The sequence below is a fragment of the Novosphingobium bradum genome (assembly GCF_042646485.1).
In the GTDB taxonomy this organism is placed as follows: Bacteria; Pseudomonadota; Alphaproteobacteria; order Sphingomonadales; family Sphingomonadaceae; genus Novosphingobium; species Novosphingobium bradum.
Genome location: NZ_JBHRTQ010000003.1, coordinates 1 through 26,723, shown reverse-complemented (window position 1 = coordinate 26,723; position 26,723 = coordinate 1). Strand labels below are relative to the sequence as shown.

General features: G+C 68.8%; 28 protein-coding genes, 1 tRNA gene and 2 pseudogenes. 25 read left to right on the top strand and 6 right to left on the bottom strand.

Annotated features, from left to right (window positions below; all coding sequences use genetic code 11):
* From ACFOD9_RS02355 to ACFOD9_RS02330, 6 genes and pseudogenes are all read left to right on the top strand, one after another.
* Window positions 1-1,156 (top strand): annotated as a pseudogene (locus ACFOD9_RS02355) (glycosyl transferase family 1); the annotation flags it as partial.
* Window positions 1,143-2,420 (top strand): glycoside hydrolase family 130 protein, encoded by a 1,278-nt coding sequence (locus ACFOD9_RS02350; protein WP_379508482.1) that lies wholly within the window; start codon window positions 1,143-1,145, stop codon window positions 2,418-2,420. The pseudogene ACFOD9_RS02355 and the gene ACFOD9_RS02350, both read left to right, overlap by 14 nt.
* Before the next feature lie 74 nt (window positions 2,421-2,494).
* Window positions 2,495-3,574: a mannose-1-phosphate guanylyltransferase gene (locus ACFOD9_RS02345; protein WP_379508481.1), complete on the top strand. Its 1,080-nt coding sequence runs from the start codon at window positions 2,495-2,497 to the stop codon at window positions 3,572-3,574.
* Window positions 3,571-4,380, top strand: coding sequence for a class I mannose-6-phosphate isomerase (locus ACFOD9_RS02340; protein WP_379508480.1), 810 nt, complete (start codon window positions 3,571-3,573; stop codon window positions 4,378-4,380). The genes ACFOD9_RS02345 and ACFOD9_RS02340 overlap by 4 nt, the downstream gene beginning before the upstream one ends.
* 127 nt (window positions 4,381-4,507) lie before the next feature.
* Window positions 4,508-6,448, top strand: coding sequence for an acetate--CoA ligase (acs, locus tag ACFOD9_RS02335; protein ID WP_379508479.1), 1,941 nt, complete (start codon window positions 4,508-4,510; stop codon window positions 6,446-6,448).
* A gap of 203 nt (window positions 6,449-6,651) precedes the next feature.
* Window positions 6,652-7,095 carry a DUF2721 domain-containing protein gene (locus ACFOD9_RS02330; protein ID WP_379508478.1) on the top strand — a complete coding sequence of 148 codons (444 nt, stop codon included), beginning with the start codon at window positions 6,652-6,654 and terminating at the stop codon, window positions 7,093-7,095.
* 9 nt (window positions 7,096-7,104) lie between these two features.
* On the opposite strand, the gene ACFOD9_RS02325 is transcribed toward ACFOD9_RS02330, so the two are convergent.
* The 4 genes from ACFOD9_RS02325 to ACFOD9_RS02310 form a co-directional block, all read right to left on the bottom strand.
* Entirely contained in the window at window positions 7,105-7,836 is a 732-nt protein-coding gene (locus ACFOD9_RS02325; RefSeq protein ID WP_379508477.1) for a hypothetical protein, read from the bottom strand.
* Between the two features lie 3 nt (window positions 7,837-7,839).
* Window positions 7,840-9,048 carry a toxic anion resistance protein gene (locus tag ACFOD9_RS02320; protein WP_379508476.1) on the bottom strand — a complete coding sequence of 403 codons (1,209 nt, stop codon included), beginning with the start codon at window positions 9,046-9,048 and terminating at the stop codon, window positions 7,840-7,842.
* A 93-nt stretch (window positions 9,049-9,141) separates the two neighbouring features.
* On the bottom strand, window positions 9,142-9,453 hold the full coding sequence (locus ACFOD9_RS02315; protein ID WP_379508475.1) for a hypothetical protein: 312 nt from the start codon (window positions 9,451-9,453) through the stop codon (window positions 9,142-9,144).
* Window positions 9,454-9,565: 112 nt separating this feature from the next.
* On the bottom strand, window positions 9,566-11,308 hold the full coding sequence (locus ACFOD9_RS02310; protein ID WP_379508474.1) for a fatty acyl-AMP ligase: 1,743 nt from the start codon (window positions 11,306-11,308) through the stop codon (window positions 9,566-9,568).
* 386 nt (window positions 11,309-11,694) lie between these two features.
* Between ACFOD9_RS02310 and ACFOD9_RS02305 the strand changes: the two genes are divergently transcribed.
* The 4 genes from ACFOD9_RS02305 (at window position 11,695) to ACFOD9_RS02290 (ending at window position 13,718) form a co-directional block, all read left to right on the top strand.
* Window positions 11,695-12,096, top strand: a complete 402-nt coding sequence (locus ACFOD9_RS02305; RefSeq protein WP_379508473.1) for a RecX family transcriptional regulator — start codon at window positions 11,695-11,697, stop codon at window positions 12,094-12,096.
* Between the two features lie 11 nt (window positions 12,097-12,107).
* Window positions 12,108-12,584, top strand: a complete 477-nt coding sequence (locus ACFOD9_RS02300) for a DUF192 domain-containing protein (RefSeq protein ID WP_379508472.1) — start codon at window positions 12,108-12,110, stop codon at window positions 12,582-12,584.
* A gap of 70 nt (window positions 12,585-12,654) precedes the next feature.
* Window positions 12,655-13,068 carry an NADH:ubiquinone oxidoreductase subunit NDUFA12 gene (locus ACFOD9_RS02295; RefSeq protein ID WP_379508471.1) on the top strand — a complete coding sequence of 138 codons (414 nt, stop codon included), beginning with the start codon at window positions 12,655-12,657 and terminating at the stop codon, window positions 13,066-13,068.
* An 8-nt stretch (window positions 13,069-13,076) separates the two neighbouring features.
* A complete protein-coding gene (locus ACFOD9_RS02290) occupies window positions 13,077-13,718 on the top strand; it encodes a DUF2155 domain-containing protein (RefSeq protein ID WP_379508470.1) in 642 nt (213 codons plus the stop codon).
* A 20-nt stretch (window positions 13,719-13,738) separates the two neighbouring features.
* Here ACFOD9_RS02290 and aat read toward each other — a convergent pair.
* A pseudogene (gene aat, locus ACFOD9_RS02285) lies at window positions 13,739-14,284 on the bottom strand (leucyl/phenylalanyl-tRNA--protein transferase); the annotation flags it as partial.
* Window positions 14,285-14,439: 155 nt separating this feature from the next.
* On the opposite strand from aat, the gene ACFOD9_RS02280 reads away from it, so the two are divergent.
* From ACFOD9_RS02280 to ACFOD9_RS02240, 9 genes are all read left to right on the top strand, one after another.
* A tRNA-Trp gene (locus ACFOD9_RS02280) sits at window positions 14,440-14,515 on the top strand.
* Window positions 14,516-14,747: 232 nt separating this feature from the next.
* The gene (locus ACFOD9_RS02275) at window positions 14,748-16,289 is read left to right on the top strand and encodes a hypothetical protein (protein ID WP_379508469.1); all 1,542 of its coding nucleotides are present in this window, start codon (window positions 14,748-14,750) and stop codon (window positions 16,287-16,289) included.
* 196 nt (window positions 16,290-16,485) lie between these two features.
* Complete coding sequence (secE, locus tag ACFOD9_RS02270) at window positions 16,486-16,680, top strand: preprotein translocase subunit SecE (RefSeq protein ID WP_379508468.1); 195 nt, start codon at window positions 16,486-16,488, stop codon at window positions 16,678-16,680.
* A gap of 34 nt (window positions 16,681-16,714) precedes the next feature.
* On the top strand, window positions 16,715-17,251 hold the full coding sequence (nusG, locus tag ACFOD9_RS02265) for a transcription termination/antitermination protein NusG (protein WP_379508467.1): 537 nt from the start codon (window positions 16,715-16,717) through the stop codon (window positions 17,249-17,251).
* A gap of 63 nt (window positions 17,252-17,314) precedes the next feature.
* Window positions 17,315-17,626, top strand: a complete 312-nt coding sequence (locus ACFOD9_RS02260) for a hypothetical protein (protein ID WP_379508466.1) — start codon at window positions 17,315-17,317, stop codon at window positions 17,624-17,626.
* Window positions 17,604-18,743: an acyltransferase family protein gene (locus ACFOD9_RS02255; RefSeq protein ID WP_379508465.1), complete on the top strand. Its 1,140-nt coding sequence runs from the start codon at window positions 17,604-17,606 to the stop codon at window positions 18,741-18,743. The genes ACFOD9_RS02260 and ACFOD9_RS02255 overlap by 23 nt, the downstream gene beginning before the upstream one ends.
* 147 nt (window positions 18,744-18,890) lie before the next feature.
* Entirely contained in the window at window positions 18,891-19,322 is a 432-nt protein-coding gene (gene rplK, locus ACFOD9_RS02250; RefSeq protein WP_379508464.1) for a 50S ribosomal protein L11, read from the top strand.
* A 4-nt stretch (window positions 19,323-19,326) separates the two neighbouring features.
* Window positions 19,327-20,028: a 50S ribosomal protein L1 gene (rplA, locus tag ACFOD9_RS02245; protein ID WP_379508463.1), complete on the top strand. Its 702-nt coding sequence runs from the start codon at window positions 19,327-19,329 to the stop codon at window positions 20,026-20,028.
* 148 nt (window positions 20,029-20,176) lie between these two features.
* Entirely contained in the window at window positions 20,177-21,550 is a 1,374-nt protein-coding gene (locus tag ACFOD9_RS02240) for a class II 3-deoxy-7-phosphoheptulonate synthase (RefSeq protein WP_379508462.1), read from the top strand.
* Window positions 21,551-21,746: 196 nt separating this feature from the next.
* Here ACFOD9_RS02240 and ACFOD9_RS02235 read toward each other — a convergent pair whose 3' ends face one another.
* Window positions 21,747-21,893 (bottom strand): lmo0937 family membrane protein, encoded by a 147-nt coding sequence (locus tag ACFOD9_RS02235; RefSeq protein WP_379508461.1) that lies wholly within the window; start codon window positions 21,891-21,893, stop codon window positions 21,747-21,749.
* A 148-nt stretch (window positions 21,894-22,041) separates the two neighbouring features.
* On the opposite strand from ACFOD9_RS02235, the gene ACFOD9_RS02230 reads away from it, so the two are divergent.
* From ACFOD9_RS02230 to ACFOD9_RS02205, 6 genes are all read left to right on the top strand, one after another.
* The gene (locus ACFOD9_RS02230) at window positions 22,042-22,764 is read left to right on the top strand and encodes a superoxide dismutase (RefSeq protein ID WP_379508460.1); all 723 of its coding nucleotides are present in this window, start codon (window positions 22,042-22,044) and stop codon (window positions 22,762-22,764) included.
* Between the two features lie 90 nt (window positions 22,765-22,854).
* Window positions 22,855-23,331, top strand: a complete 477-nt coding sequence (locus tag ACFOD9_RS02225) for a globin domain-containing protein (protein ID WP_379508459.1) — start codon at window positions 22,855-22,857, stop codon at window positions 23,329-23,331.
* A 115-nt stretch (window positions 23,332-23,446) separates the two neighbouring features.
* Complete coding sequence (locus ACFOD9_RS02220; protein ID WP_379508458.1) at window positions 23,447-23,962, top strand: hypothetical protein; 516 nt, start codon at window positions 23,447-23,449, stop codon at window positions 23,960-23,962.
* Window positions 23,963-24,121: 159 nt separating this feature from the next.
* The gene (locus ACFOD9_RS02215) at window positions 24,122-24,418 is read left to right on the top strand and encodes a hypothetical protein (RefSeq protein WP_379508457.1); all 297 of its coding nucleotides are present in this window, start codon (window positions 24,122-24,124) and stop codon (window positions 24,416-24,418) included.
* 140 nt (window positions 24,419-24,558) lie between these two features.
* Window positions 24,559-25,482: a UDP-2,3-diacylglucosamine diphosphatase gene (locus ACFOD9_RS02210; RefSeq protein ID WP_379508456.1), complete on the top strand. Its 924-nt coding sequence runs from the start codon at window positions 24,559-24,561 to the stop codon at window positions 25,480-25,482.
* Window positions 25,483-25,493: 11 nt separating this feature from the next.
* Window positions 25,494-26,582 (top strand): glycosyltransferase family 4 protein, encoded by a 1,089-nt coding sequence (locus ACFOD9_RS02205; protein ID WP_379508455.1) that lies wholly within the window; start codon window positions 25,494-25,496, stop codon window positions 26,580-26,582.
* The last annotated feature ends 141 nt before the right edge of the window (window positions 26,583-26,723 follow it).

The window sequence follows — 26,723 nt, the reverse complement described above, 5'->3', positions numbered from 1 at the left end:
GCCGCTGGCCGGCGTGCCCGGCCTGTCCGGCGTGCTGGCGATGAGCGACAGCACCGGGATGTTCCAGCACGCCATCGGCGTGGTGCCCGATCGGCGGCATGGCTATTGCCTGGATGACAATGTGCGCGCGCTGATGCTGATGAACGTGGCGCAAGGCCTGTCGCGCAGCGAACGGACGCGCTGGTCGGGCACCTATGCCAGCTTCATCCAGCACGCGTGGAACCCGGAAGCGCGGCGGTTCCGCAACTTCATGCGGTTCGAACGGACCTGGTGCGAGGAGGTGGGATCGGCCGATTCCAACGGCCGCGCGCTGTGGGCGCTGGGCCATACGGTGGAGAACGCGCCCGATCCTGATATCCGCCGCTGGGCACAGGTGTGGTTCGACGAGGTCTGGCCGGCGCTGGACGAGCTTGACTGGCCGCGCGCCCGCGCCTTCGTCATGCTGGGCGCGGCGGCCATGCTGCGCGCCCAGCCCGGCCACGAGGGCGCGCGCGTGCTGCTGGCCCATGGCGGCGCCTGGCTTCATGACCTGCTGGATCAGGGGCGGCGGCCGGGCTGGACCTGGTTCGAGCCCCGGCTCGGCTATGACAACGCGCGCCTGAGCCAGGCGCTGATCGAGGGCGGGCTGGTGCTGGACCGTCCGGACTGGACCTGCGCCGGGCTGGAGAGCCTGGCCTGGCTGGCCGGGCGGCAGACCGCCGCGGCCGGGCATTTCCGGCCCGTGGGTTCGGAAAGCTTTGCCGCGCGCCCCAGCTTCGTGGCGCCTGGCGGCTCACCTGCTGGCCTGCTGCCTGATGCCGTGCTGCCCTTCGACCAGCAGCCGCTGGAAGCCCAGGCGGCGGTCGAGGCGGCGCGCGGCGCCTGGGAGGCCAGCGGCGAGCAGTGCTGGCTTGACCATGCCCTGAGCGCCCACCGCTGGTTCTTCGGCGGGAACGACCGGGGCGTGGTCCTGGCCGACATGGCCACCGGGCGATCGCGCGACGGGGTGACGCCGCGCGGGGTCAACGAGAATTGCGGCGCCGAATCGATTCTGGCGTTTCAACTCGCCCACTATTCCATGCTAGCCTTGTGGGGCGCCGCGCGGGCGGCGCCAAGATCGGGAGATTTCGTTGAGCCGGGACCGCGAAGCGTCGGCCAGCCCCTTGCGAATCCTTGAGACCCGGCTGCACGCCGATCCCAGTCGCGTGGTGCTGCGCCCGTTCCACCTGGGCTGGCAATCCACCACCGCGCAAGGGGGCCGGGCGCTGCGGCTGGTCGAGGATGTCGCCGCCTTGAGCGAGCGCGCGGCCAGCGCCGAATACCGCCGCGTGCTGGCCGACTTCGAGGAGCGCCACTGGCAGACCGAGGCCATGTTCGACCAGCGCTACCGCGAGGTCGAGGACGTGCTGCGGCTTGATCCGGCGCGGTTCTCGCGGTCGCGCAAGCGGCTGATCGGGGCTTATTTCTGCCACGAATACACCTATGCCGCAGCGGCCCTGATGAACCCTTCGATCGTGCCCCACCCCGACCAGTCGGGCATGGGCGAGGGCGCCTGCCGGTTCGTGATGAGCCTGCGCGCGGTGGGCGAGGGGCATATCAGCTCGATCGCCTTCCGCGAGGGCATTGCCGAATGCGACGGCAGCTTCGCGCTCTGGCCGCAAAGCAGCTTTGCCACGGCGGTGGAGCTTGATAACGCCGACCTGGCCTGTGTCGACTGCGCGGTGAGCGTGCACCGGCACGAGGATTCCAGCCTGTCCAATACGGTGATCTTCCCGATCACCGAGCAGCAGAAGGGCGGGCTGGAAGACCTGCGGCTGGTGCGCTTCCGCCACGACGACGGCAGCCATGAGTGGATCGGCACCTATACCGCCTATTCGGGCAGCTCGATCCGGTCCGAATTGCTGCGGACCACCGATTTCAAGCGGTTCGAGCTGGAGCCGATCCTCGGATCGGCCGGGCGCAACAAGGGCATGGCGCTGTTTCCGCAGCGGGTGGGCGGGCAGTACCTGATGCTCGGCCGGCAGGACGGCAAGAACCTCTATCTCCTGCGCTCCGATCACATCGGGCGCTGGGACGAGGAGGGCGAGCTGCTGCTGGAGCCGAAATATCCGTGGGAATTCATCCAGATCGGCAATTGCGGCAGCCCGGTGCTGACCGAGGCCGGCTGGCTGATGATCACCCACGGGGTGGGGGCCATGCGGAAATACGCGCTGGGCGCGGCCCTGCTTGACCGCGACGATCCCTCGCGGGTGCTCGGGCGCACCCGCGAGCCGATCCTCACCGCGGTGGACGCCGACCGTTCGGGCTATGTGCCCAACGTGGTCTATACCTGCGGGGTCATGCCGGTGGGCGAGCGCCTGCTGGTGCCCTATGGCATTTCCGACAGTGCGGTGGGCTTCGCAACCTGCTCCATTGCCGACCTGCTTGCGCTGATGGTCTGATCGATCGGGTCTGGCGCAAGGGCGGCAGACCGTTCTAAGGGCAAAGGCGCGGGCCGTATTGCAATGGATAGAGCATGAGCATCATCACCCCGGTCATTCTGTGCGGCGGCAGCGGCACCCGGCTGTGGCCGCGCAGCCGCGCCGCCAAGCCCAAGCCGTTCCTGCCGCTGGTGGGCGCGGACACGCTGTTTGCCGCAACCGTGCTGCGCTGCGCGGACGCGGCCCATTTCGCCCCGCCGGTCGTGGTGGCCGGCGCCAGGCATCTTGAGCATATCGAGGCGCAGATGCCGGTGGCCGGCGGCGAGATCATCGTCGAGCCGCAGGCGCGCAACACCGCCGCGGCCATCGCGCTGGCCGCGCTGCGCCTGCCGGCGGACGCGATCATGCTGGTCTGCCCGAGCGACCACCACATCGCCGATGGCGCGGCCTTCACCAGCGCGGCGCTGGCCGCGGCGCAGCTGGCCGCGCAGGACTGGCTGGTGAGCTTCGGGATCGAGGCGAAATCGCCCGAAACCGGCTTTGGCTACCTGCGCCGGGGCGAGGGGATCGGTGCCGGTCCGGATGGCGCGGTGCTGGGCGCGCGGGTGGCGCAGTTCGTGGAAAAGCCCGATCTGGCCCGTGCCGAGCAGTTCCTCGCCTCGGGCGACTATGCGTGGAACGGCGGCATCTTCGCCTTCCGCGCCGGGTTCTTCCTGAGCGAGCTGGAACGGCACCGCCCGGCGATTGCCGCCGCCGCGCGCGAGGCGGCCGCCAAGGGCCGCGCCGAGCTGGCGGGCAAGGTTCGGCTGTTCCACCCCGATGCCGCCGCCTTCGCGCGGATCGAGAGCGAGAGCGTGGACTATGCCGTGATGGAGAACACCGACCGCGCCGCCATGGTCCCGGCCGACATGGGCTGGTCGGACATCGGCAACTGGGAAGCCCTGCACGCCGCGCGCCTGCTGGGCTCCGGGCTGGCCGACGCGGCCGGCAACCATGTCAGCGGGCCGGCGGAACTGGTCGATTGCCGCAACGTCCTGGTCGACAGCGATGGCCCCCGGGTCAACGTGATCGGGCTGGAGAACGTGATGATCGTGGTTGATGGCGACGACATCCTGGTGACCACGGCCGCCGGCGCGCAGAAGGTGGGCAAGCTCCAGGGTGCCGCGAACCAGTGAATCCCGTCCTCCCCACGAAATCGGTCGCCAAGCCGTGGGGCAAGGACGTGCTGCCCCCGCCCTTCGCCGCGCCGGCGGGGGAACGGATCGGGGAGATCTGGTTCGAGCCGCCCGCCGCCCTGCCGCAATTGCTGGTGAAATATATCTTCACCAGCGAAGCGCTTTCGGTGCAGGTCCACCCGTCGGACGGGCAGACCGAGGCGTTGGGGCTGGGCCGGCAGGGCAAGGAGGAATGCTGGCTGGTGATCGATGCCGAGCCGGGCGCGCGGCTGGGCATCGGGTTCGATCATGCGCTGGGGCCGGAGGCGATGCGCGCCGCCGCGCTGGACGGCAGAATCGAGCAGGCGCTGACCTGGCACGCGGTGGCGCCAGGGGATTTCTTCTACATTCCGGCCAATACGGTCCACGCGATCGGCGCGGGGGTGAGCCTGATCGAGGTCCAGCAGAACTCCGACATCACCTGGCGCCTCTATGACTATGGACGCCCGCGCGAACTCCATCTGGATGAGGGCGTGGCCGTGGCGCGGGGCGAGCCCTATGCCGCGAAGTGGCACCGCCATGTGCCCGAACGCGGCGAGGAAGTGCTGGTGGACGGGCCATTGTTCCGGCTGGACCGGATTGACGGGCCGCCGTCGGACCTGCTGCGTTCGGCCTATGCCGCAGGGCCGCTGCTGGTGATCCCGCGATCGGGCGGGATCGCGGTGGACGGGGTGGAACTGGCCGTGGGCGAATGCGCCTGCGCGCAGGGCATCGACGCGGTGGCGGTGGCGGGCGGGGCGCTGGCCCTGCTGGCGCGGCCGGTTTGACCATCGGGGCGGCGGCGACCGCGCCCGTTACGACCAAAGTCTAGCCCATCCGCGACTGCAAGGCTGCTTGCGAGGCGGCCGGGCGCTGGGCTAACGCTGGGGGCAACAGACCGAGAGGATTGCCCCAGTGACCGTTCATCCCGTCCCCGCCGAGTGGGCCAGGCGCGCCTATGTCGATGCCGCCGGCCAGGCCGAGAAGTATCGCCGTTCGCTGGAGGAGCCGGAAGCCTTCTGGCGCGAGGAGACGGCGCGGATCGACTGGATCAGGCCGTGGACGCAGCTGGGCCGCTGTTCGTTCGACGAGGCCGATTTCGGGATCGAATGGTTCGCCGACGGCACGCTTAACGTTTCGGCCAATTGCCTGGATCGCCACCTGGCCGAGCATGGCGAGACCACGGCGATCATCTGGGAGGGTGACGATCCTTCGCAGCAGCGGCGGATCACCTACCGCGAGCTGCACGAGGACGTGTGCCGCTTCGCCAATGTGCTCAAGGGGCTGGGCGCGAAGAAGGGCGACCGGATCACGCTTTACCTGCCGATGATCCCCGAAGCGGCCGTGGCCATGCTGGCCTGCGCGCGGATCGGGGCGATCCATTCGGTGGTCTTCGGCGGGTTCAGCCCGGAAGCGCTGGCGGGCCGCATCCAGGACTGCGACAGCCGGCTGGTGATCACCGCCGATGGCGGGATGCGCGGGGGCAAGCTGGTGCCGCTGAAAGCCAATGTCGATGCGGCCGTGGCCCATTGCCCGTCGGTCGAGGCGGTGCTGGTGGTGCGCCATGCCGGCAACGCAGTGACCATGCAGGGCGGGCGCGATCGCTGGTGGCAGGATGAACGCGCCGCCGTTTCGCCCGATTGCCAGCCTGAGGAAATGGGCGCGGAGGACCCGCTGTTCATCCTCTATACCTCCGGTTCCACCGGCAAGCCCAAGGGGGTGCTGCACACGTCGGGCGGCTATCTCACCTGGGCGGCGATGACCCACCACTACGTGTTCGATTACCGCCCCGGCGACATCTACTGGTGCGCGGCGGACATCGGCTGGGTGACGGGCCATTCCTACGTGGTCTATGGCCCGCTGGCCAATGGCGCGACCGTGGTGATGTTCGAGGGCGTGCCCAACTATCCCGACCACAGCCGGTTCTGGCAGATCGTCGACCGGCACCAGGTCAACATCTTCTATGGCGCGCCCACGGCCCTGCGCGCGCTGATGCGCGAGGGCGACGAATGGGTGAAGCGCACCAGCCGCTCCAGCCTGCGCCTGCTGGGTTCGGTGGGCGAGCCGATCAACCCGGAGGCCTGGGAATGGTACTGGCGGGTGGTGGGCGACGGGCGCTGCCCGATCGTGGACACCTGGTGGCAGACCGAGACCGGCGGGGCGATGATCACGCCCCTGCCGGGCGCGACCGACCTCAAGCCCGGTTCGGCCAGCCTGCCGTTCTTCGGCGTGGCGCCGCAGCTGGTGGATGCCGAAGGCACGGTGCTGCCGGACGAACCCGGTGTCGCGGCCGAGGGCAACCTGTGCATCACCCGGAGCTGGCCGGGGCAGATGCGGACGGTCTACGGCGACCACGAGCGGTTCTTCCAGACCTATTTCAGCACCTACAAGGGCAAGTATTTCACCGGGGACGGCTGCCGCCGCGACGAGGACGGCTATTACTGGATCACGGGGCGGGTGGACGACGTGATCAACGTCTCGGGCCACCGCATGGGCACGGCCGAGATCGAGAGCGCGCTGGTGGCCCATGCCAAGGTGGCTGAGGCCGCGGTGGTGGGCTTCCCCCACGACATCAAGGGGCAGGGCATCTACGCCTATGTGACCACCAATGCCGAGGTGGAGCCGGACGAGGCGCTGCGCCGCGAATTGGTGCAATGGGTGCGGACCGAGATCGGCCCGATCGCCACGCCCGATGCGATCCATTTCGCGCCCGCCCTGCCGAAAACGCGTTCGGGCAAGATCATGCGCCGCATCCTTCGCAAGATCGCGGAAGGGGACGTGTCGAGCCTGGGGGATACCTCCACCCTGGCCGATCCATCGGTGGTCGATACGCTGATTGCCACGCGGGCGGGATAGCCGGCGTCGTCCCAGGCTTGTCCCGGGACCGGTGCTGGATCGCGGAGCTGCGAGCTTTTCCGGCAGGCTCGGCGCGGCGCGCGCGCCGGAGGTCTCACGGCTTCGCAGTGGCCAGCGGTCCCGGGTCGAGCCCGGGACGACGTGAATCGGCCGCATAGGTATTCCGCTTTCCGCATCGGCCGGGAGCGGATTACGATGCGGCCATGATCGCCCATACCATCCAGCTCGCGCTTGCCCCGGTCTTCGTGCTGGTGGCGATCGGCAACATCATGAACATCCTGTCGACCCGGCTGGGCCGGATCGTCGACCGGGCGCGATTCCTCCAGCAGCGCCATGCCGAGACGCTGGGTTCCGACCATGACATCGTGGTGATCGAGATGCGTGCCAGCGACGTGCGGATCGCGCTGATCACCAAGGCGATCCGCAACCTGGTGATTTCAGGCCTGTCGATCGGGACGACCGTGGCGATCCTGTTCGTGGAGGAAGTGGCGGGCTATTCGCTGGAGAAGGTGGGCGCGGCCTTCTTCATCGCGGCGATCGGCCTGTTGATGTGGGGGCTGGTGCTGTTCCTGCGCGAAACGCGGGTGGCGGCGGGAACCTTGCGGATCCCGCGTGACTACCTGGAACTGCACCGCCGCGACATCTGAGGCGGGCGGTCAGCGCTCCGGTTCATCGTCCAGCGCCGCGCCGTAGCGGTAATCGAGATAGCGGGCCTTGATCGCCAGGTCGTCGATCGCGCCGGTGGCAAGCTGGCGGGTGACGGCGTCGATCTCGGCGCTGATGGCGGCGAGGCTTTCGACCAGCACGGCATCGGGGGCGCCGCCGCCCTTGGCCGCTTCGCCGCGCAGGTGGGCGGGGATGGCGGTGTAGCTGGCGACGATGCCGGGGAGGTGCACCCCCACCAGCTTGCGGATTTCCTCGGCGGCGCCGGCTTGATCGCCCGTCTGGTCAAGCTGGAGGCCCAGCGCATCGAGCTGGATGCCGATGTGATCGACCAGGCGCAGGGCCGGGGCCGGCAGGCCCGGGCGGCGGGTTTCCAGCCACAGTTCCGCCTTGCCGACGATATCGCGCAGCGAGCCTTGCGCCAGTTGTTCGCGGGTGGGCGCGGCAAGGCGCGGGTAGCGCGCCAGCAGCGCGGCAACGATCACGCAGGCCAGCGCGGTGGCGAACAGTCCGCCAAAGCCGATCCCGCCCACGGCAAGGCCCACGGCCATGGCCGCGACGATCACCGCCGCGACCCCCAGCATCACCCGCCAGACCCGGCCCAGCAGGTGCCGGGTCTTGAGCGCGCGCGAACGGCGGCCGATCGAGTGGACTTGCGCGAAATGGCGCGCGCCGGGCGGGGACAGGTGGCCGGCCTTCGGGACCGAGGGCCTGGTTTCGGCCAAGGGCTAGCCCTCCAGCGCCAGCGGCGAGGGCGCCTGGCCCGCGAGGCGCGCCTGCTGCGCCCCTTCGGCCCGCGCGATATAGCCCTTCGACTTGTCGAGTTCGGTTCCCAGCGTTTCCACGGTCTGCTTCATCGCGTCGAGCGCCTTGAGCTTGAACACGTCGACCGCGTCCATCGTGTCGTAGATGGCCTGGAAGGCCTGCTGGAGCGTTTCGAGCGGGATCGTGGCGGCGGCGGCCTGTTCGTGGATCTGCGCGGTCTGGCTTTTCAGCAACTGGCCGGTGCTGCCGATAATCTGGGCGGTGGTGGCGTTGAGCGCGGTGACCTGTTCGAGCACCAGCCGCTGGTTGGTGAGCGCTTGGGCGACGGTGACCGCGGTGCGGAGCGCGGCGACCGTAGTGGTGCAGGCCCGGTCGACCCCCTTCACCAGTTCGACGTTGTTCTTCTTCACTAGGTCGAGCGCGAGATAGCCCTGCACCGAAACGGCCATCTGGGTCATCAGGTCCTGCGCGCGCTGGCGGGTGTAGAACAGGGCGCTTTCGCGGATCGCCCTGGCCTTGGCCGGATCGCTGGCATCGAGGTCGGCGGCGGTCTGTTCGAGTTTCGCGTCCATCGCGCGGGTGATCTGGATCATCTGCTCCAGATCGCCCATCGCCGCCCACAGCTTCTGGCGTTCCACGTCGATCGCGGCATTGTCCATCAACAGCTCGTCCTTGCCCGAGGCGAGGTGGGTGAGCACGGCCTGGATGTGGCTTTGCGCCGACTGGTAGGACTGGAAATAGCGCTTGAGGTTGTTGCCCAGCGGAATGAAGCCGAGCAGCTTGCGCGCCGGCGAGAGCGCGCCCGCCCGGCCCGGATCGAGCGCTTCGACCGCGCCGCGCAGTTCGGCAAGGTTGGCGCCGACGCCGGCATCCTTGTCCATCGCGCGGACCGGGCGATCGAGGAAGCGATTGGACAGGCCGGCGGCCTCGGCAATTTCCTTGCGGCCCATGGCGGTGAGCTGATCAACCCGCTGGCCGAAGGCCGGGCTGTTCGGGTCCTGCGCCACCAGGTCGGCGACGAAGGCATCGACCTTGGCCTGGAGCCGAGCCTTGTTTTCGGCGGACACCGGAACCAGCCCGACCGCCTGTTCCGGGGCGACGGCGGGCACCGGTTCGGGCGGGGTCAGGGTGAGCGGCGAGGGCGCGGCGGTCGGCTCGGGCGTGGTGGCCATGCGATGGAGTGTCCCCGGTTGCGGTGGATGGGAGATGGGGCCTGGTGCCATGGTGGTCAACCGGTGCGGCCGAAATCGGTTGCCGGGGCTGTGTCAGCCACCGGTCAGGTGCCGGAAGAAACGGCGGATCGGGCCTTCGTGGATGCGTTCGGGCAGGGTCTGGCCCGAGGCATCGAGCAGGTAGCGCGCCAGGATCAGGGCCTGGTTGCGGGTGATGAGGAAGCGTTCGTCTTCCACCTGGCCGGCGCGGCGGCCTTCGGCGCGCCGGGTCTGGAGGCGCAATTGGATGCCGTGGCTGAAGGGCGCGTGCGACCAGCCGACGATCACCCGGAAGGCTTCGCCGGGGGCTTCGTCGTGCGCGATCACGCTGCCGTTGCCGCTTTCGGGGCCTTGCCGATCGGCCATAGTTCGCCCTTTGCCACTTTCCCCGCCGCCCGGGTCCGATCATGCCCGACCGGCAGGGCCGGTCAAGCAAGCGCGTCGCAGGTGTCCCGCAGCGGGATGTGGGAAAATGGCGTCAGGCGGCGAGCTGGTAGGGCTGGATCTCGCCGGCGAGGTAGAGGTTGCGGGCCTTGGCGCGGCTGAGCTTGCCCGAGGAGGTGCGCGGCAGGGTGCGCGGCGGGACCAGTTCGACCACGCAGTTCATGCCGGTGATCGAGCGGACCTTGTCCTTGATCTGGTCATGCAGGCGGCGGCGTTCCTCCGGATCGGAGACGCGGCAGTGGACCAGCACGGCGGGCACTTCCTCGCCATTCTCGGCCTGGACCGAGAAGGCCGCGATGTCGCCCTGGTGGAAGCCGGGAAGCTGTTCCACCGCCCACTCGATGTCCTGCGGCCAGTGGTTCTTGCCGTTGATGATGATCATGTCCTTCGCCCGGCCGACGATGAACAGGTAGCCATCGGCCATGTAGCCCATGTCGCCGGTGTCGAGCCAGCCGTCGACGAGGCAGGCCTGCGTCGATTCCGGATCGCGGAAGTAGGAGTGCATGACCGACGGGCCTTTGCACCAGACCTTGCCGATGTGGTGATCGGACAGGGCCGAGCCGCGTTCGCCGCGGATCTCCACGACCATGTCGCGCACCGGCTTGCCGCAGTTGACGATGGCCCGGTATCGCGCGGGGCGCGAAAGGTCGCGCGGGCAGCCGGACAGGCGTTCTTCCTCGACCAGTTCCACCCGGATGCCTTCGCCCGGCGGCATGATGGTGACTGCCAGCGTGGCTTCGGCCAGGCCATAGGAGGGGAGGAAGGCATGGGCCTTGAAACCGGCCTCGGCAAAGGCGTTGACGAAGCCCTGCATCACATCCGGGCGGATCATGTCGGCGCCGTTGCCGGCGATGCGCCAGCGCGACAGGTCGAAGCGTTCGGCCACGTGGCTCTGGCTGGAGATGCGCCGGGCGCAGATATCGTAGCCGAAGGTGGGCGAATAGGAGAGCGTGGTGCCCGGGTTGCGGCTGATCATGTCGAGCCAGGCGAGCGGGCGGCGGGCGAAATCCTCGGTCTTGAGGTAGTCGGCCGAGACCTGGTTGGCGATCGGCGAGAGGAAGCAGCCAACCAGGCCCATGTCATGGTACCACGGCAGCCAGGATACGCAGCGGTCGGTTTCGACCAGCTTCATCCCGTGGCCGTGGCCAGCCAGGTTGTTGAGCAGCGCCTCGTGGGTGACCGCGACGCCATGGGGGAAGCGGGTGGAGCCGGAGGAATACTGCAGGTAGCAGATCTGGTCGGGCGTGGCCGCGGGCAAGGCGACATCGGCCGGGGCGGGCTGGGCGAGGAGATCGTCGAAGGCGATCCCGGCGCAGCCCTGGCGCTCGGCCGCGGCGCCGGCCATTTCGGCGATCTCGGTCGGGTAGAACAGGATCGAGGGATCCGAGCTGCCGAGCTGGACCACCAGTTGTTCGATGTAATTGTCCTTGCCGCCGAAGGAGGTGGGCAGCGGCAGCGGCACCGGCCAGGCGCCGGCATAGATCGTGCCGCAGAACAGGGCGGCGAACTGCGTGCCGGTTTCGGCGATGAGGGCGATGCGGTCTTCCGGCTTCACGCCGCGCGCCACCAGGCGGCGGGCGACGGCCAGGGCATCCTCGCGCAATTCGCGGAACGGATAGACGCGGGTGAGGTTGCCGCGCGCATCGTGGAAGTTCAGCCCGCGCGCGCCCATAGCCGCATAGTCCAGCGCTTCGCCGAAGGTGGCGAAATCGGAGAAGCGGCGCTCCAGCCCGTCTTCGTTTGGTGTCGGCACCAGCGTGGCAGTGGTGTCGGTCATGCGCGATTAGCCCGTCTGTTGTTGTCGCGTGAGATGAAAGTGGCGGATTGTCGTCTTGCGATTACGGCAGCCTGAATGCCCCGTGAAAAAACAAGCTCTGGCGAAACCCTGCTTCAAATCCCGGCACTGGCGCGACCCCCCGGCCACGCAAAAAATCCCGGCCGATCCTGTCGGCACTCCCCAATCGGAAACGACTGTGGCACGAATATGACCGAATGTCAGCGCCTCCTCGACAGAAACGTGCACCCCGGCCGCTTGATGCCGCGCGTCTGGACGAACTGGCGCTCGCCTACGTCGCCCGATTCGCGGCGAGCGCGGCTAAACTCCAAACTTACCTTGAACGCAAGCTTCGGGAGCGCGGCTGGGCCGGGGACGAGGCGCCGCCGGTGGCCGGGATCGTGGCCCGGTTCGTGGCCGCGGGCTATGTCGACGATGCCGCCTATGCCCGGATGAAGGCGGGATCGCTGCGCCGGCGAGGCTATGGCGAGCGGCGGATCGGCCAGGCGCTGGGCGCGGCCGGGATCGACGAGGACCTGCGGGCCGAAGTGCGCGGGGCCGAGGGCGAGCAGCGCCGCGCCGCGCTGGCCTTTGCCCGAAGGCGGCGGCTGGGGCCGTTCGGGTCAGATGCGGGCGGGGCAGGGGATCGGGCGGGGGCGGAAAGGCAGCTTGCCGCCATGCTGCGCGCCGGGCACCGCATGGACCTGGCCCGCGCGCTCGTTCAGGCGGGCGACATTGGCGCCGCGGAACAATGGGCCACGGAGGCCGACGAGGAGGATGACGCGCGGTGAGCAGGCGTGATGTGAGAAGGATTCTGCGCCCGGCCCTTGCGCTGGCGGTTCTTTCGCTGGCGGCCGTGGCTCCGGCCGCGCCGGCGCTGGCCAGGGCCGCGCCGGCGGCGCGCGCGGCGGTTCACCCGGTTTCCGGCCTGAAGGTCATCCCCCTGCGGGTGCGCGGCCATGCCTTCCGCGTGGAAGTGGCGCGCAGCGATGCCGAGCAGCAGAAAGGCCTGATGTTCCGCACCGCGATGGGCGCCAACGAGGGGATGCTGTTTCCCGAGGCCAGCCCGCGCCGGGTGGCCTTCTGGATGCGAAACACGGTGCTGCCGCTCGACATCGTGTTCATCGGCGCGGACCGGCGGATCCTCAACATCGTCAACGCCATTCCCTATGATGAAACCCCGCTGCCGTCCGCCGGCCCGGCGATCGCCGTGCTGGAACTGAACGCCGGACGAACCCGGGCGCTGGGGATCAGGGTGGGGGACAAGGTGGAATGGTGAGCTAAGGCGCGGGTGGCAGCTGCCAAGCCCCTTGCCGGTGCCCCCCTGTTTCCGCTAGGCGGCTTGCCCCATGGGAATCCTCTCCAAGATCTTCACCTGGTGGGACGGCGCCACCTTCGGCACCATGCTCGATTCGGCCCGCCACGGCGAGCAGGTCGGCACCGACGCGCAGGGCAACCGCTATTACCGCGCGAAAAAGCCCTTTCCGAAGGGTCATCCGCGCGCCGGCCAGGAACGCCGCTGGGTGATCTACAACGGCGCCAATGATGCCAGCCGCGTGCCGGCCGAATGGCATGGCTGGCTGCACGGCACCTTCGATGGCGTGCCCGAGAGCTTCCTGCCCCCGGCGCGGATCTGGGAGGCGGACCATACTCCCAACGCCACCGGCACCCCCCGGGCCTATCGGCCTCAGGGCGCGCTGGAGAAGGGCGGGGTGCGTGCCCGCGCCACCGGCGACTACGAAGCCTGGTCGCCGGAAGGCTGAACGCCAAGGTGCGCGGCCTTCCGGGCCTTTCCCGACTTGTCCCTGCGGCGCTGGCCAGCCTGCTCGTCGTCGCCTGCGGCCAGAGTGGCGATGTTGCTCCCGAGGCCACCGAGGTGCCCCAGAACGTCGCCGCCGGAAAGCCGGCTGCGCGGGCGGTGGAGAGCAATTACGGCACGCCGGTCAAGGACCGGGTGGCGACGATCGGCCTGCTCAACAAGCGCAACAACCTCACCCAGGACCTGGTGCTGAAGACCGGCGAGGCCCGGCGGATCGGCAACGTGGTGGTCAAGCTCGCCAATTGCGAACGGACCCTGCCGTGGGAAGATCCGCCGGAAGTGGGCGCCTTTGTCCAGATGTGGGTGGAGGAGCGCGCCAGCGCCGACAAGCCGCTGGCCTGGCGCAAGGTCTTTTCCGGCTGGCTGTTCAGGAACTCGCCCTCGCTCAACGTGGTCGAGCACCCGGTCTATGACGTGTGGGTGAAGGACTGCGCGATGAAGTTTCCGGGCGAGGAGGAAGATCCCGCCGCCTTCGCCAGCAGCGCGGCGAAGCCTTCGGGCAAGGATAAGGCGGCCCCGGTGGCCGCGCCTTCGGCCAGCCCTTCGCCTGCCGCGGCGCCGGTTGCCCCGGCGGCTCCCGCCCAGCCGGACTGAGGGGCGCGCTGGGCGCGCTTCAACAGGGTGAGATAGCGGGCCTGGGAAATCTCGATCGCGCCCATCGAGGCGAGGTGCTCGGTCATGAACTGGCAGTCGAGCAGCTCGGCCCCGGCCTCGCGCAGGGCGGCGACCAGCCAGGCCAGCGCCACCTTCGAGGCATCGGGAACCAGGCTGAACATCGATTCGCCGCAGAACACCCGGTCGAACCCCACGCCATAGAGCCCGCCGACCAGCCGGCGTCCGCCGTCCGGCCCCGGCTGCCAGCATTCGATCGAATGGGCCAGCCCTTCATGGTGAAGCGCGGTGTAGCTGGCGGCGATGCGCTGGCTGATCCAGGTTTCCTCGCTGTCGCGGCGCGGGGCGGCGCAGGCGCGCATGACCTGGACGAAGGCGGTGTCGCAGGTAACCGCGAAGCGGCCCCGGCGCAGGGTGCGGGCCAGCGAGCGCGAGCAGCGCAGGCCATCGAGCGGGAGGATGGCCCTGAGGCGCGGCTCCACCCAGAACACCTCCGGATCGTCGCGGCTGTCCGCCATCGGGAAGATCCCGCTGCGGTAGGCCAGCATCAGAAGATGCGGATCGATGGTCTTGCCGGGGGCGTGCACGGATCGCGTTCTAGCGCGAAACGCCCCGCGCCGCAAAAGCCGGCGCGCCGATCCGGCCATGGCCAAGTGCGGCCTTGCCATCGGGCCACGTGCCCTATAGAGGCGCCCCTGCCCGCAGGAGTGTAGCTCAGTTGGTAGAGCATCGGTCTCCAAAACCGAGGGCCGGGGGTTCGAGTCCCTCCACTCCTGCCAGCATCCCCCACCATCACCGTCGCGTCCGCGCCGGGGCCATGGCCCCGGCGGGGGCGGTGCATGGGGCGAAGCCGCGCCTCCATCATGTGCGACCTTGCCAAGCGGGCGTGCCGCGCCGTAAACGGGTGCCACGATTTTGCCATGATTGGGGGTGAGCGGCTGGAGCTGCCGACCGTGGCAGCCCGATGTGTCCCGATCCGCAAGCAGGCCTTCCGCCGCGATGTTCAAGCCCATGACCCCCGTTTCCCCCTCGCCCCCGACCGAGCCGCTCCCCCTGGGGCAGCGCCCGGGCGTGCGAGTCGCGCTCTCGGCCTTCCAGATGGCCGCGATCCTGCTGCTGTGCCTGGCGGCCGGGCTGCCCGGCCTGCTCGCCCGCTATCCGCAGATGACCGACTATCCGGCCCACCTGGCGCGCTGGCACATCATGATCGATGGCGGGCAGACGCCCGAGCTGGCGCGGTTCTATGCGTTCAAATGGGCCTGGTCGGGCAACCTGGGGGTGGACATCCTGATCCGTCCGCTGGCCGCGCTGGTCGGCCTGGAGGCGGCCGGGCGATTGTTCGTCATTGTCATCCCGATGCTGGTGGCCGGCGGGCTGTTCGCGGTGGAATGGACCCTGCGGCGGCGAATCGGGGTGGGCGCCCTGCTGGCCCTGGCCACGGTCTGGTCGCCCGCGCTGCTGATGGGCTTCCTCAACTTCGAGCTGGCTCTGGCCGCCGCGCTGTGGGCCTTCGCGCTGTGGGTCAAGCTGGGGCAGTCGCCGCAGGGCAGCCGCTGGCGATCGCCACTGTTCGTGCCGATCGGCGCGCTGATCTGGCTGGCCCACCAGTCGGGCTGGGGCGTGCTGGGGGTGATGGTCTTCGGCTACGAGTTCTCGCGCCAGGAAAGCTGGCGCGGCTGGTGGCGCGCGGCCCTGGCGACCTGGCCGCTGTGGCTGCCGTTCCTGCCCACGCTGCTGGCGAGCCAGCAAGCCCACGGCTCGTTCGACTATGGCCGCCGCGTGCTGCGGGTGAAATGGCTATTCTGGCGCGAATCGCTGCGCGACCGGGTGCGCTACATCGACTATGCGACCACGATCCTGCTGCTGGTGGCGCCGCTGCTGGCGCTGTGGCGGGGCAAGCTCGATCCGCGCCTCGGCTGGGCCGGGCTGATCTCCTTGCTGCTGTCGCTGGTGGTGCCGCGCCACCTGGGCGGGGGCGACCTGGCTGACCTGCGGCTCATCGCGGTCGGGCTGATGCTGCTGGCGCTGGCGATCGACTGGCGCCCGCGCTGGGGGCTGATGTGGCTGGCGCTGGCCCCTTTCGGCCTGCGCCTGGCGATCACCACCGCGGTGTGGACGGTCCATTCGGCCAATGTTTCCACGATGATGACGGCGCTGGACCAGGTTCCGCGCGGGGCCAGGGTGGCCGTGGCGGTGCGCGAGGAGGTGGGCCTGTGGGCGCAGCCGCTTTACGGGCACCTTGGCTGCTATGCGACCGTGCGGCGCGATGCCCTGGTCAACAGCCACTTCGCCATTCCCGGGGTCCATATGCTGACCCTGACGCCGCAGGCGTGGAAATGGGTCGATCCCTCGCAGCGGATCTATATGCGCCGCGACCAGACGCCCGACCTCACCCGGTTCAAGCCGGCGCGCGAGGCCGAATACCTGTGGTATTTCGGCAAGTATCGCCCGGCTGCCCTGCCGGCCGGGGCAAGGGTGCTCTACCGGACCAAGCATTCGCTGCTGGCGAAGCTGGCGCCACCTGTGCCGAATTCGCAGGCAGGCACATTCTGAGCGGCACCGGCCGGAAGGCCTTTCCGTACCAGGCAAATGACTCAGCCTTGCCTTTCCGCCGGCGCAGCGCTAATTGGGCGGCACTTCCGACATCGGAGACCTGCTGCCCCTCCCGGTCTGCCTGCCACGGCGCCGGGGCGGCGCTGTCCCCTTGGCGGCAGGCGCGACCCGCACAACGCATGGAAAAGAGCACGCAATGGCCAATTTCAATCCCGGCCAGTTCTTCAACGAGGTCAAGGCCGAGGCCCGCAAGGTCGTCTGGCCGACCCGTCAGGAAACTGTCACCACCGCGATCTTCGTCGCGCTGATGATGGTCATGCTCGCCGTGTTCTTCCTCGGGGTCGACAGCCTGTTCGGCGAAATCGTGCGCTGGCTGCTGACGCTCGCCTGAGCTGCCCCGGCATTACTGGAAACGAGAGATCACAATGGCTCGCTGGTACATCATCCACGCCTATTCCGGGTTCGAGAACAAGGTTCGCGACGCGATCGTCGCCGAGGCCGAGCGCCTCGGCCTGTCGCAACTGGTCGAGGAGGTGGAGGTTCCCACCGAAACCGTGACCGAGGTCAAGCGCGGCAAGAAGGTCCAGGTCGAACGCAAGTTCATGCCGGGCTACGTGCTGGCCAAGCTGGCGATGAACGACGATGTCTACCACCTCGTCAAGAACACCCCCAAGGTCACCGGCTTCCTGGGCCTTGGCGGCAAGCCCCAGGCGATCAGCGACCGCGAGGCCGCCCGCTACTTCGGCGCGCGCGACCAGGCCGCCGCCGAGCCGCGCCGCGAGGTTTCGGTCGATTACGAGATCGGCGATTCGGTCAAGGTCAACGCCGGGCCGTTCGCCAGCTTCAACGGCACGGTGGAAGAGCTCGATTTCGACAAGCACCGGGTCAAGGTCTCGGTCTCGATCTTCGGCCGCGCCACCCCGGTGGAACTGGGCTTCGAGGAAGTCGAACTGGTCAAGTAAGGGGCGGCGGGCTTTACCCTCCGTTAACCATGCGCGGCTAGCTCTGGCGGGAGGAGAACCGCCATGCCTGCCACGAACGTATGGGCCGCGAGCCGCACCACCCTGGCCGGGTTGATCGCGGCGCGCCTGGCCGAGGCCAGGGAAGACCTGGTCAGCCAGTGGACCGCGCCGCGCCGCGTTCGCTCGTTCGTGCTTGATGATCTGTTGCCGCCCGAACTGGTCACGGCCATCCACGCGACCTCGTTCCGTCCTGAACGCGCGCGCGGCCTTGGCGACCTGGCCATGCGCGCCGACAATGCGCTGCGTACGGCCATTCTCAAGCTCACTGGCAACGCGCTGTTCCGAAATTCCCATGTCTTCCGCCGGGACGACTGACCGACCCGGCCTCGCGCCGGAGTGCGGCGGGCCGGCGAGCGGCGGACCGGAGGGGGGCAATCCGGCGCGCCTGGCAAGGCTGGATGGCCTGCGCGGCCTTGCCGCCGTGGTGGTCGCGCTGCATCACGTGTTCCTCCACTATGCGCCCTGGCCCTATGCACCGGGGCCGCTGGGGGCGGTGGCCCGTTGGATCACCGTGCGCGGGTGGACCCTGGTCGACCTGTTCTTCATCCTCTCCGGGTTCGTCTTTGCCCATGTCTACCTGGCGACGCCGGCCCTGGCCTCCGGTCGGGCGCGCGCCGATTTCGTGGTGGCCCGCATCGCCCGGCTCTATCCGCTGCATCTGGCCGCGCTGATCACCTTCGCGCTGATCGATTCGGGCAATCCGGGCAACACGGTTGCCGCCTTCGTGGGCCACCTGACCTTGCTCCTGGCCTTCTATCCCTCTGCGGGGACCACCTACGACTGGGCCGCCTGGTCGCTATCGGTCGAGGCGGTGTGCTATGCGATCTTCCTTGTCGCGGCGAGCGGCGGGCGGCGGGTGATGGTGCCGGCCACCGCGCTGTTCGCCGCGCTCGGCGCCGGGCTGCTGGCGCGCTACGGGGCCAGCGGCGATCCGACCGTGGCCGACATGATGCGGCGCGGGCTGATGGGGTTCTTCGTCGGCCAGGCCATGTGGCTTGGCCGGGCCTGGCTCACGCGGCTGCCCACGGCACTGCTGCTGGCGGCACTGGTGGCCGGCTTCGGCCTCCAGACGGTGGGCGGGGTCATGCCGGTCCTGCCACTTGGCCTGCTTGCCTGGCCGGCCGCCCTGCTGCTCGCGCTGCGCTGGCGGTGGCTGGGCTCGTCGGCGCTGGTCTGGCTGGGCGACCGTTCCTATGCGATCTACCTGCTCAATCTGGTGGTGATCGTCGGCGCCAGGGACCATCTTGCCGCGGGCGGCCTGTCGGCTCCGGTGCTGGCCGTGGCGGAGCTGGCGATGATCGCCGCGATTCTCGTCCTGTCGGACTGGTCCTGCCGATGGCTTGAGCGGCCGGCCCGCCGGGCGATCCGCGCGGCCTGGGCGGCCCGCGCCGCCGGTTCGTCCGCGCGCCTCGCGGTAGCCGGGAGAAACTGACTTTCCTTTTGCGGACACAGCGCCTAATAGCGCGCCTTCGCCCGTTCCACGAACGGGTCGATTCCGCGCGGGAGACGCCTTCGGGCGCCGTTTGACCGCTCACTCTGAGCCTTGCGTGCAGGGCAACAGGAAGAAAGGAGGCCCATCGTGGCCAAGAAGATCGAAGGTTACATCAAGCTGCAGGTTGCAGCCGGTGCCGCCAACCCGTCGCCGCCGATCGGCCCGGCGCTGGGTCAGCGCGGCGTCAACATCATGGAATTCTGCAAGGCGTTCAACGCCGCCACGCAGGAGCTGGAAAAGGGTATGCCGATCCCGACGGTGATCACCGTCTATTCGGACCGTTCGTTCAGCTTCATCACCAAGACCCCGCCAGCCTCGTTCCTGATCAAGAAGGCCGCCAACCTCAAGTCGGGCTCGAAGGAGCCGGGCAAGGTTTCCGCGGGAACCATCAAGCGCTCGCAGCTTGCCGAGATCGCCCAGACCAAGATGGCTGACCTCAACGCGAACGACATCGAACAGGCCACCAAGATCATCGAAGGCTCCGCCCGTTCGATGGGCCTTCAGGTTGTGGAGGGCTGATCCGATGACCAAGCTGACCAAGAAGCAGAAGTCCCTCGCCGAAAAGCTGGGCGACAACCAGAAGCTCTATGGCGTCGATGAAGCCATCGCGCTGCTCAAGGACCTCAAGTCCGCCAAGTTCGACGAGACGCTGGAAGTCTCGCTGAACCTCGGCGTCGATCCGCGCCACGCCGACCAGATGGTCCGCGGCATGGTCACCCTGCCGTCGGGCACGGGCAAGGACGTCAAGGTTGCGGTCTTCGCCCGCGGTGACAAGGCCGAGGCCGCTCTCGCTGCCGGCGCCGACAAGGTGGGTGCCGAGGATCTGCTTGAAGATATGCAGGCCGGCAACCTCGACTACGGCCGCGTGATCGCCACGCCCGACATGATGGGCATCGTCGGCCGCCTCGGCAAGGTGCTGGGTCCCAAGGGCCTGATGCCGAACCCGAAGCTGGGCACGGTTACCCCGAACGTCGCCGAAGCGGTCAAGGCTGCCAAGGGCGGCCAGATCGAGTTCCGCGTCGAGAAGGCGGGCATCATCCATGGCGGGATCGGCAAGCTGTCGTTCGGCAGCGAGGCGCTGCGCGCCAACTTTGATGCCTTCGTCGATGCCATCGTCAAGGCCAAGCCGTCGGGCGCCAAGGGCAAGTATCTTCGCAAGGTCGGCCTGACCTCGTCGATGGGCCCGGGTCTCAAGATCGACGTTGCGGAAGTCCACGGCGGCTAAGCCACCTTCCAGCGACAACGATACGGGGGCCGGGAGGGAAACCTTCCGGCCTCTCGTGTATGCGGGGCCGGCCATCGTGGCCGGACATCCCGCTTTTGCATTGGCGTGGCCGGCGCGGTATGGCGCCCTCCCGCAAGGAGCAAGACAAGTGGCAACGAACTGGAATCCCGAAAGCTGGAAGTCCCACGAGGCAAAGCATCTCCCCGTCTATCCCGACGCGGCGAAGCTGGCCGAGGTGGAGGGCACCCTTTCCAACTTTCCGCCGCTGGTCTTCGCCGGGGAAGCCCGCGCGCTGAAGGCCGATCTTGCCGAAGTGGCCGCCGGCAAGGGTTTCCTGCTCCAGGGCGGGGACTGCGCGGAAAGCTTCGCCGAGTTCCACCCCAACACCATCCGCGACACCTTCCGGGTGCTGTTGCAGATGGCCGTGGTGCTGACCTTCGCCTCCAAGCAGCCGGTGGTGAAGGTGGGCCGCATGGCCGGCCAGTTCGCCAAGCCGCGCTCCTCGCCGGTCGAGGTGGTCGACGGGGTGGAGCTGCCCAGCTACCTGGGTGACAACATCAACGGCATCGAGTTCACGCCCGAGCAGCGCATTCCCGATCCCGACCGGATGCTCAAGGCCTACAGCCAGTCGGCCGCGACGCTCAACCTGCTGCGCGCCTTCTCCAGCGGCGGCTATGCGAACCTGCGCCAGGTCCACAAGTGGACGCTCGATTTCATGGGCCGCAGCCCCTGGGCCGACAAGTTCAGCGAAATGGCCGACCGGATCGGCGAGGCGCTTGATTTCATGGAGGCCTGCGGGGTCAATCCCTCCAGCGTGCCGCAGCTCCAGGGCACCAGCTTCTACACCAGCCATGAGGCGCTGCTGCTGCCCTACGAGCAGGCGATGACCCGGCAGGATTCGCTCACCGGCGACTGGTATGATTGCTCGGCCCATATGCTGTGGATTGGTGATCGCACCCGCTTCGAAGGCTCGGCCCATGTCGAGTTCCTGCGCGGGGTCGGCAATCCGCTGGGGATGAAGTGCGGGCCGTCGCTGACCCCGGACGTGCTGCTTCGCACGCTCGACCTGCTCAACCCCGCGCGCGAGGCGGGCCGCATCACCCTGATCAGCCGCTTCGGGCATGACAAGGTGGAGGCGGGCCTTGCCCCGCTGGTCCGGGCCGTGGCGCGCGAGGGCCATCCGGTGGTGTGGTCGTGCGATCCGATGCACGGCAACGTGATCAAGTCGGACAGTGGCTACAAGACCCGTCCGTTCGACCGGATCCTGGCCGAAGTGCGCGGCTTCTTCGCCGTTCACCGGGCCGAGGGTACCCATGCCGGCGGCATCCACATCGAGATGACCGGCAAGGATGTGACCGAGTGCATCGGCGGCGGCGTCGCCATCACCGACGAGGCTCTGGCCGATCGCTACCACACCCATTGCGATCCGCGGCTCAATGCCGCCCAGTCGCTCGAACTGGCCTTCCTGCTGGCCGAGGAACTGAACCGCGAAGCCGCGGTGCGGACCAGGCGGGCCGCGTAAGCGTGAGGGGGCGGGCTTGGGCTCGCCCCTTTTTCGGGTTCACGCAGAGACGCGGAAGAAGAAGGGGAGGCGCGAAGGCCCGCGCTGGCCTTGAGCGGAGCGGGTGAGATCGACGAAATCCCGAATGGGCGGCTGCGCCGGTCGGGCCGTTCTTCCCTGCGTTTCTCTTGCGCCACTGCGTCTCCGCGTGACCGGCTCAAACAGCCCGTCCGCGGAAAAGCTGGACCAGGCCGACGAAGACCGCCACCACCAGCAGGACATGGATGACCGCGCCGGTCACGTGCAAGACGGCCACGCCAAGCAGCCACAGCACGAACAGGATGAGGGCGATGGTCAGGAGCATGGCCGGGCCTTTGGATTGAGCGGCATTCTCCCGGGCAACGGCCCCGCGCGGCGGATGGTTCCCTTTCAATAATTACCGATAATTCAAGTGTGTGGCTGCGCGATCGGAGTCATGGTCTCGTTCCGGGCGGATGACGGAGCACCAGACCATGACCAGGATCGCGCTTGATCGCCGTGAACTCATTGCTACCGGGGCCGCGCTGGGGGCAGGGGCGTTGTTCGCCGCCCCGGGTGCCGCCGCCCAGCCGGTGGCCGCTTCGGCTCCATCGCCGTCCCCCTCCTATGCCCCCCAGCCGGTGCCGCTTGGCTTCGATCCGGCGGGCATTGCCGGGCTGTCGGAACGGCTGTTGGTCAGTCACCACGACAACAATTACCTCGGCGCGGTCAAGCGGCTGGCCGGAATCGAAGGCGAGCTGGCCGCGCTCGATCCGGCGACGGCACCGGGTTACCGGATCAACGGGCTCAAGCGCGAGGAGCTGCTGGCCTGGAACTCGATGGTGCTCCACGAGATCTATTTCTCCCAGTTCGGCCGGCCCGGCGGGCCGACCGGGCCGCTGGCCGCCGCGATTGCCCACGGGTTCGGTTCGGAGGCGCGCTGGCGGGCCGAGTTTTCCGGCATGGGCAAGGCGCTGGGCGGCGGCTCGGGCTGGGTGATCCTGGCCTGGAGTCCGCGCGACCGGCGGCTGGTCAACACCTGGGCGGCCGATCACACCATGACCCTGGCCGGGGCCACGCCGCTGCTCGTGCTCGATATGTACGAACACGCCTATGCGCTGGACTATGGGGCCAGGGCGGCGGCCTATGTCGATGCGGTGATGGCCGCGCTGGACTGGCGGGCAGCCGAGCGGCGGTTCGCGGCTCTGGCGGGTTGAGCGAAACGCAAGTGCATTAAGATGAATTTCAATTGAATGTTTGTTCGTTCCGTATAGATGCAGCGCTCCTGCATCTTATGGAGCGAACCGATGGCCCCCTCTCTTTCTCCCGAAACAATCGCCGTGGTGAAGGCCACCGGTCCGGCCCTGCAGCAGCACGGGGTGGCCATCACCACCCGGATGTACGAGCGCCTGTTCCGCGATCCGGCGATCCGCGCCCTGTTCGACCAGGCCGCGCAGGACAGCGGCGAGCAGCCGCGCCGCCTGGCCGCCGCGATCCTGGGCTATGCCCAGAACATCGACCGCCTGGAGAACCTTGGCCCGGCGGTCGGCCGGATGGTGGCGCGCCATGTCGAGACCGGGGTGAAGGCCGAGCACTATCCCCACGTGGCCGAGGCGCTGCTCCCGGCGATCCGCGACGTGCTGGGCGCCGAGGTGGCCAGCGACGCGGTGCTTGCCGCCTGGGGCGAGGCCTACTGGTTCCTCGCCCGGCTGCTGATCGCCGCCGAGGCCGAACGCTATGCCGAGCTGGCGGCCGACGGCGCGGGCGAGCTGGTCGAGGCCTGAGCGGCTCTCCGACCGGCCGTTCGCGGCGCGGGTTCGTGTCATGCGGTTGTCGTATTGGTGTCACATAAATCCGCGTGAATCCGCGGCGCGCCCGGCCTATCCTGGCGGCATGAAGATGCGTCATGTTGTCGCCCTTGCCCTGCTGGTCTGCGGGACTCCGGTTGCCGCCGAACGCTTGCAGTTCGATCACCGGCTATACCCGCCGCTCGAACGGGTGCTCGATTCGGGCGACAAGGACATGGTCGATTTCGATGCCAGCAATCCCGCGCGGCTGGTTGACCTGATCGCGGTCAAGGGCCAGTCGGCCCGCAACTGGAGCGAGGCGCTCGAGATCGTCTCGATCGCCCGGCCGCGCAAGGTAGCCGGCGCGCGGGCGTGGATGGCCATCCTCCAGGACCAGGCCCGCGCCCGCTGCCCCGCGACGTTCACGATCATCGCCGAGGATGACCGGTCGGTGACTTTCGAGCGCCGCTCGCCCGATTGCCCGGCTGAACGCGCCAGCCTCGGGTTGTACCGGCTGGTCGCCGGCAAGCGCTCGTGGTTCCAGCTCGCGGTGCTGGTGAAGGGCGAACTCGACGAAGGCGCCCGCCGCCAATGGCTGGCCCTGCTGGCCTCGGCCCACCTTGACTGATCGCTGACCGGCCGGTGTCGGATTTCTGACACCGCTATGTCATGAAGGCGACGTGAAACCGTCATCTTGCGGGCCTATCGCGGGAGTGCAGTCGGGCGCGGCGAGGCGAGGATGTCGCCCGCCGGGCGGCTGCGCCCACCGCTCGGGAAACCCGCCATCATGACGCATCGCCAGGCCATTCGCTCCATCCTGCCGGTGATTGGCGCCGTTGTGGCATCCGTTCTGGCATCAGGCCTCGCGCCGGGCCTTGCTGCCCCGGCTCTGGCCGCGGTTCTGGTCGATGCCCGGGGCGCCAGCGTCCAAGGACCGGAAGCGGCGCGGCCTGGCCATGCCCCTGCCGGCGCGCCCGCGCGGCGCGGCGAGCGCACGGTCATGGTCGATGCACCCGGCGGCGGCACCAACCTGCGGACCACGGCAACCGCCCTGTGGGTCGACGGCGTCGAACGGCCCCGCTGAGCCGCGCCCGATGGCTGGGTGCGTTCCTGCGCGCGCCTCTGTCATCGTTCTGACTTCAAGCCGTCACCACCATGCAACCTCGCGGGTGAAGGACGGGGGTCGAGATCGAAACGCCGGAGCGCGAGCCGATGCTGACCGAAATGTCCCCTGCCGACCCCACCAGCGCCACCCCCGCCATTCCCGCGCCCGTTACGACCAGCCCGCGCGGCCAGGTGCCCGACTGGCTCCATCTGCCCGATCCCAAGGGCTTTCGCCCCAAGAAGCGCTACCGCTCGGTGTGGATTTCCGACGTCCACCTTGGCACCCGTGGCTGCAAGGCCGCGATGCTGGTGGACTTCCTGCGCTCGTTCGAGGCCGAGAACCTCTATCTCGTCGGCGACATCATCGACGGCTGGTCGCTCCGCAAGGGCTGGTTCTGGCCCGATGCCCACAACGAGGTGGTCCGCCGGGTGCTCAAGGCCGCCCACCACGGCACCCGCGTGGTGCTGATCGTGGGCAACCACGACGAGGCGCTGCGCGACTATGCCGGTTTCAGCTTCGGCGGGGTCGAACTGGCGACCGAGGCTGTTCACCTCACCGCCGATGGGCGCCGCCTGCTCGTCACCCATGGCGACAGGTTCGATGGCGTGGTGCTCTATGCCCGCTGGCTCGCCTTTCTGGGCGACCAGGCCTATACCCTGCTGCTGCGCGCCAATATCCTGGTCAACGCGGCCCGCAAGCGGCTGGGCCTGCCCTACTGGTCGCTTTCGGCCTACCTCAAGCGGCGGGTCAAGAACGCGGTCCAGTTCGTCTGCAACTTCGAGGATGCGCTGGCCCACGAGGCCCAGACCCGCGGCTTCGATGGCATCGTCTGCGGCCACATCCACTGCGCCGAGATCCGCACGATCGGCGAGATTACCTACTTCAACGACGGCGACTGGGTGGAAAGCTGCACCGCCCTGGTCGAGGACCACGCCGGCGCGATGGCGATCGTCGACTGGTCGCGCGAACAGGCCGGGCGAGAACAGGCCGGGCGCCAGCCGGCCAGCGCGCCCGCGCCCGAACCGGCGGAACTGGCCTTGTGAAGGATTGCCCGATGAAGATCGCCATTGCCACCGATGCCTGGTTTCCGCAGGTCAACGGCGTGGTCCGCACGCTGGCGGCCACGGTGGCCGAACTTGACCGGCGCGGCCACGAGGTGGAGCTGATCACCCCGGGGCGCTTCCGCACCCTGCCGCTGCCCGGCTATGCCGCGATCGAGGTGGCGATCGCCCCCCGCTTCCAGGCGCGCAAGCTGCTCCATGCCTTTGCGCCCGATATCGTCCACATCCCCACCGAAGGCCCGATCGGGTGGAGCGCGCGCGGTTGGTGCCTGGCGCACAGGGTGCCGTTCACCACGGCCTTCCACACCCGCTTTCCCGACTATGCGGCGGTCCGCACCGGGCTTTCGGCGGAACGGTTCTGGCCGCTGATGCGCCACTTCCATCGCCGCAGCCAGGCGGTGCTGGTGGCCACCGCCAGCCTTGAGCAGGAGCTGGCCGGGCGCGGCATCGGTCAGACCCGGCGCTGGACGCGGGGCATCGATCACTGGCAGTTCCGGCCCGATGGCGAAGGTCATCCGGCCCTGGCGAACTTGCCGCGCCCGATCCTGCTCAACGTCGGCCGGGTGGCGCCGGAGAAGAATCTCGAGGCCTTCCTCTCGCTCAACGTACCCGGCACCAAGGTGGTGGTGGGCGACGGCCCGGACCGGGCGCGGCTGGAAGCGCGCCACCGCGACGTGGTGTTCCTTGGCCCGCTCGATGGCGAGGCGCTGGCCAGTGCCTATCGCGCGGCCGATTGCTTCGTCTTTCCCAGCCTGACCGACACCTTCGGCCTGGTGATGATCGAGGCGCTGGCCTGCGGCGTGCCGGTGGCTGCCCTGCCGGTGACCGGACCGCTCGACGTACTCGGCCCGGAAGGGCGCGGCTCGGACAACGATTTTCCCGCGCGGGTTGGCTGCCTGCATCATGATCTGGAGATCGCCATCGGCCGGGCGCTGCGCGTCGACCGCAAGGCCGCTGCGGTCTTCGCCCGGCGCTTCACCTGGGAAGCGGCGACCGACCAGTTCCTCGCCGCAGTCGAAACCGCGCGCGGCTCCGGCGCAGCCCCGGCGGTCGGCGCCGCTCCGGCCCTGGCCGAGGCCTGAGCCGATCGCGGCGCCGGCGCGGTGGCCTGACATCCGCCGGTTAGCCGCCGGTTAGCCGCCGGTCAGCCGCCGGTCAGTCTAGGGTCCGGACTCAATTGGCCCACCAGATGATGGCGGCGACGATGAGGACAGCGGATAGGA

Bases quoted from the DNA above. Each gene is read 5' to 3' on its own strand.
- ACFOD9_RS02345 (WP_379508481.1), top strand. From the start codon at position 2,495: ATGAGCATCATCACCCCGGTCATTCTGTGCGGCGGCAGCGGCACCCGG.
- ACFOD9_RS02330 (WP_379508478.1), top strand. From the start codon at position 6,652: ATGATCGCCCATACCATCCAGCTCGCGCTTGCCCCGGTCTTCGTGCTG.
- ACFOD9_RS02320 (WP_379508476.1), bottom strand. From the start codon at position 9,048: ATGGCCACCACGCCCGAGCCGACCGCCGCGCCCTCGCCGCTCACCCTG.
- ACFOD9_RS02315 (WP_379508475.1), bottom strand. From the start codon at position 9,453: ATGGCCGATCGGCAAGGCCCCGAAAGCGGCAACGGCAGCGTGATCGCG.
- ACFOD9_RS02310 (WP_379508474.1), bottom strand. From the start codon at position 11,308: ATGACCGACACCACTGCCACGCTGGTGCCGACACCAAACGAAGACGGG.
- ACFOD9_RS02295 (WP_379508471.1), top strand. From the start codon at position 12,655: ATGGGAATCCTCTCCAAGATCTTCACCTGGTGGGACGGCGCCACCTTC.
- ACFOD9_RS02275 (WP_379508469.1), top strand. From the start codon at position 14,748: ATGACCCCCGTTTCCCCCTCGCCCCCGACCGAGCCGCTCCCCCTGGGG.
- secE (WP_379508468.1), top strand. From the start codon at position 16,486: ATGGCCAATTTCAATCCCGGCCAGTTCTTCAACGAGGTCAAGGCCGAG.
- nusG (WP_379508467.1), top strand. From the start codon at position 16,715: ATGGCTCGCTGGTACATCATCCACGCCTATTCCGGGTTCGAGAACAAG.
- ACFOD9_RS02260 (WP_379508466.1), top strand. From the start codon at position 17,315: ATGCCTGCCACGAACGTATGGGCCGCGAGCCGCACCACCCTGGCCGGG.
- ACFOD9_RS02255 (WP_379508465.1), top strand. From the start codon at position 17,604: ATGTCTTCCGCCGGGACGACTGACCGACCCGGCCTCGCGCCGGAGTGC.
- rplA (WP_379508463.1), top strand. From the start codon at position 19,327: ATGACCAAGCTGACCAAGAAGCAGAAGTCCCTCGCCGAAAAGCTGGGC.
- ACFOD9_RS02235 (WP_379508461.1), bottom strand. From the start codon at position 21,893: ATGCTCCTGACCATCGCCCTCATCCTGTTCGTGCTGTGGCTGCTTGGC.
- ACFOD9_RS02230 (WP_379508460.1), top strand. From the start codon at position 22,042: ATGACCAGGATCGCGCTTGATCGCCGTGAACTCATTGCTACCGGGGCC.
- ACFOD9_RS02225 (WP_379508459.1), top strand. From the start codon at position 22,855: ATGGCCCCCTCTCTTTCTCCCGAAACAATCGCCGTGGTGAAGGCCACC.
- ACFOD9_RS02220 (WP_379508458.1), top strand. From the start codon at position 23,447: ATGCGTCATGTTGTCGCCCTTGCCCTGCTGGTCTGCGGGACTCCGGTT.
- ACFOD9_RS02215 (WP_379508457.1), top strand. From the start codon at position 24,122: ATGACGCATCGCCAGGCCATTCGCTCCATCCTGCCGGTGATTGGCGCC.
- ACFOD9_RS02210 (WP_379508456.1), top strand. From the start codon at position 24,559: ATGTCCCCTGCCGACCCCACCAGCGCCACCCCCGCCATTCCCGCGCCC.
- ACFOD9_RS02205 (WP_379508455.1), top strand. From the start codon at position 25,494: ATGAAGATCGCCATTGCCACCGATGCCTGGTTTCCGCAGGTCAACGGC.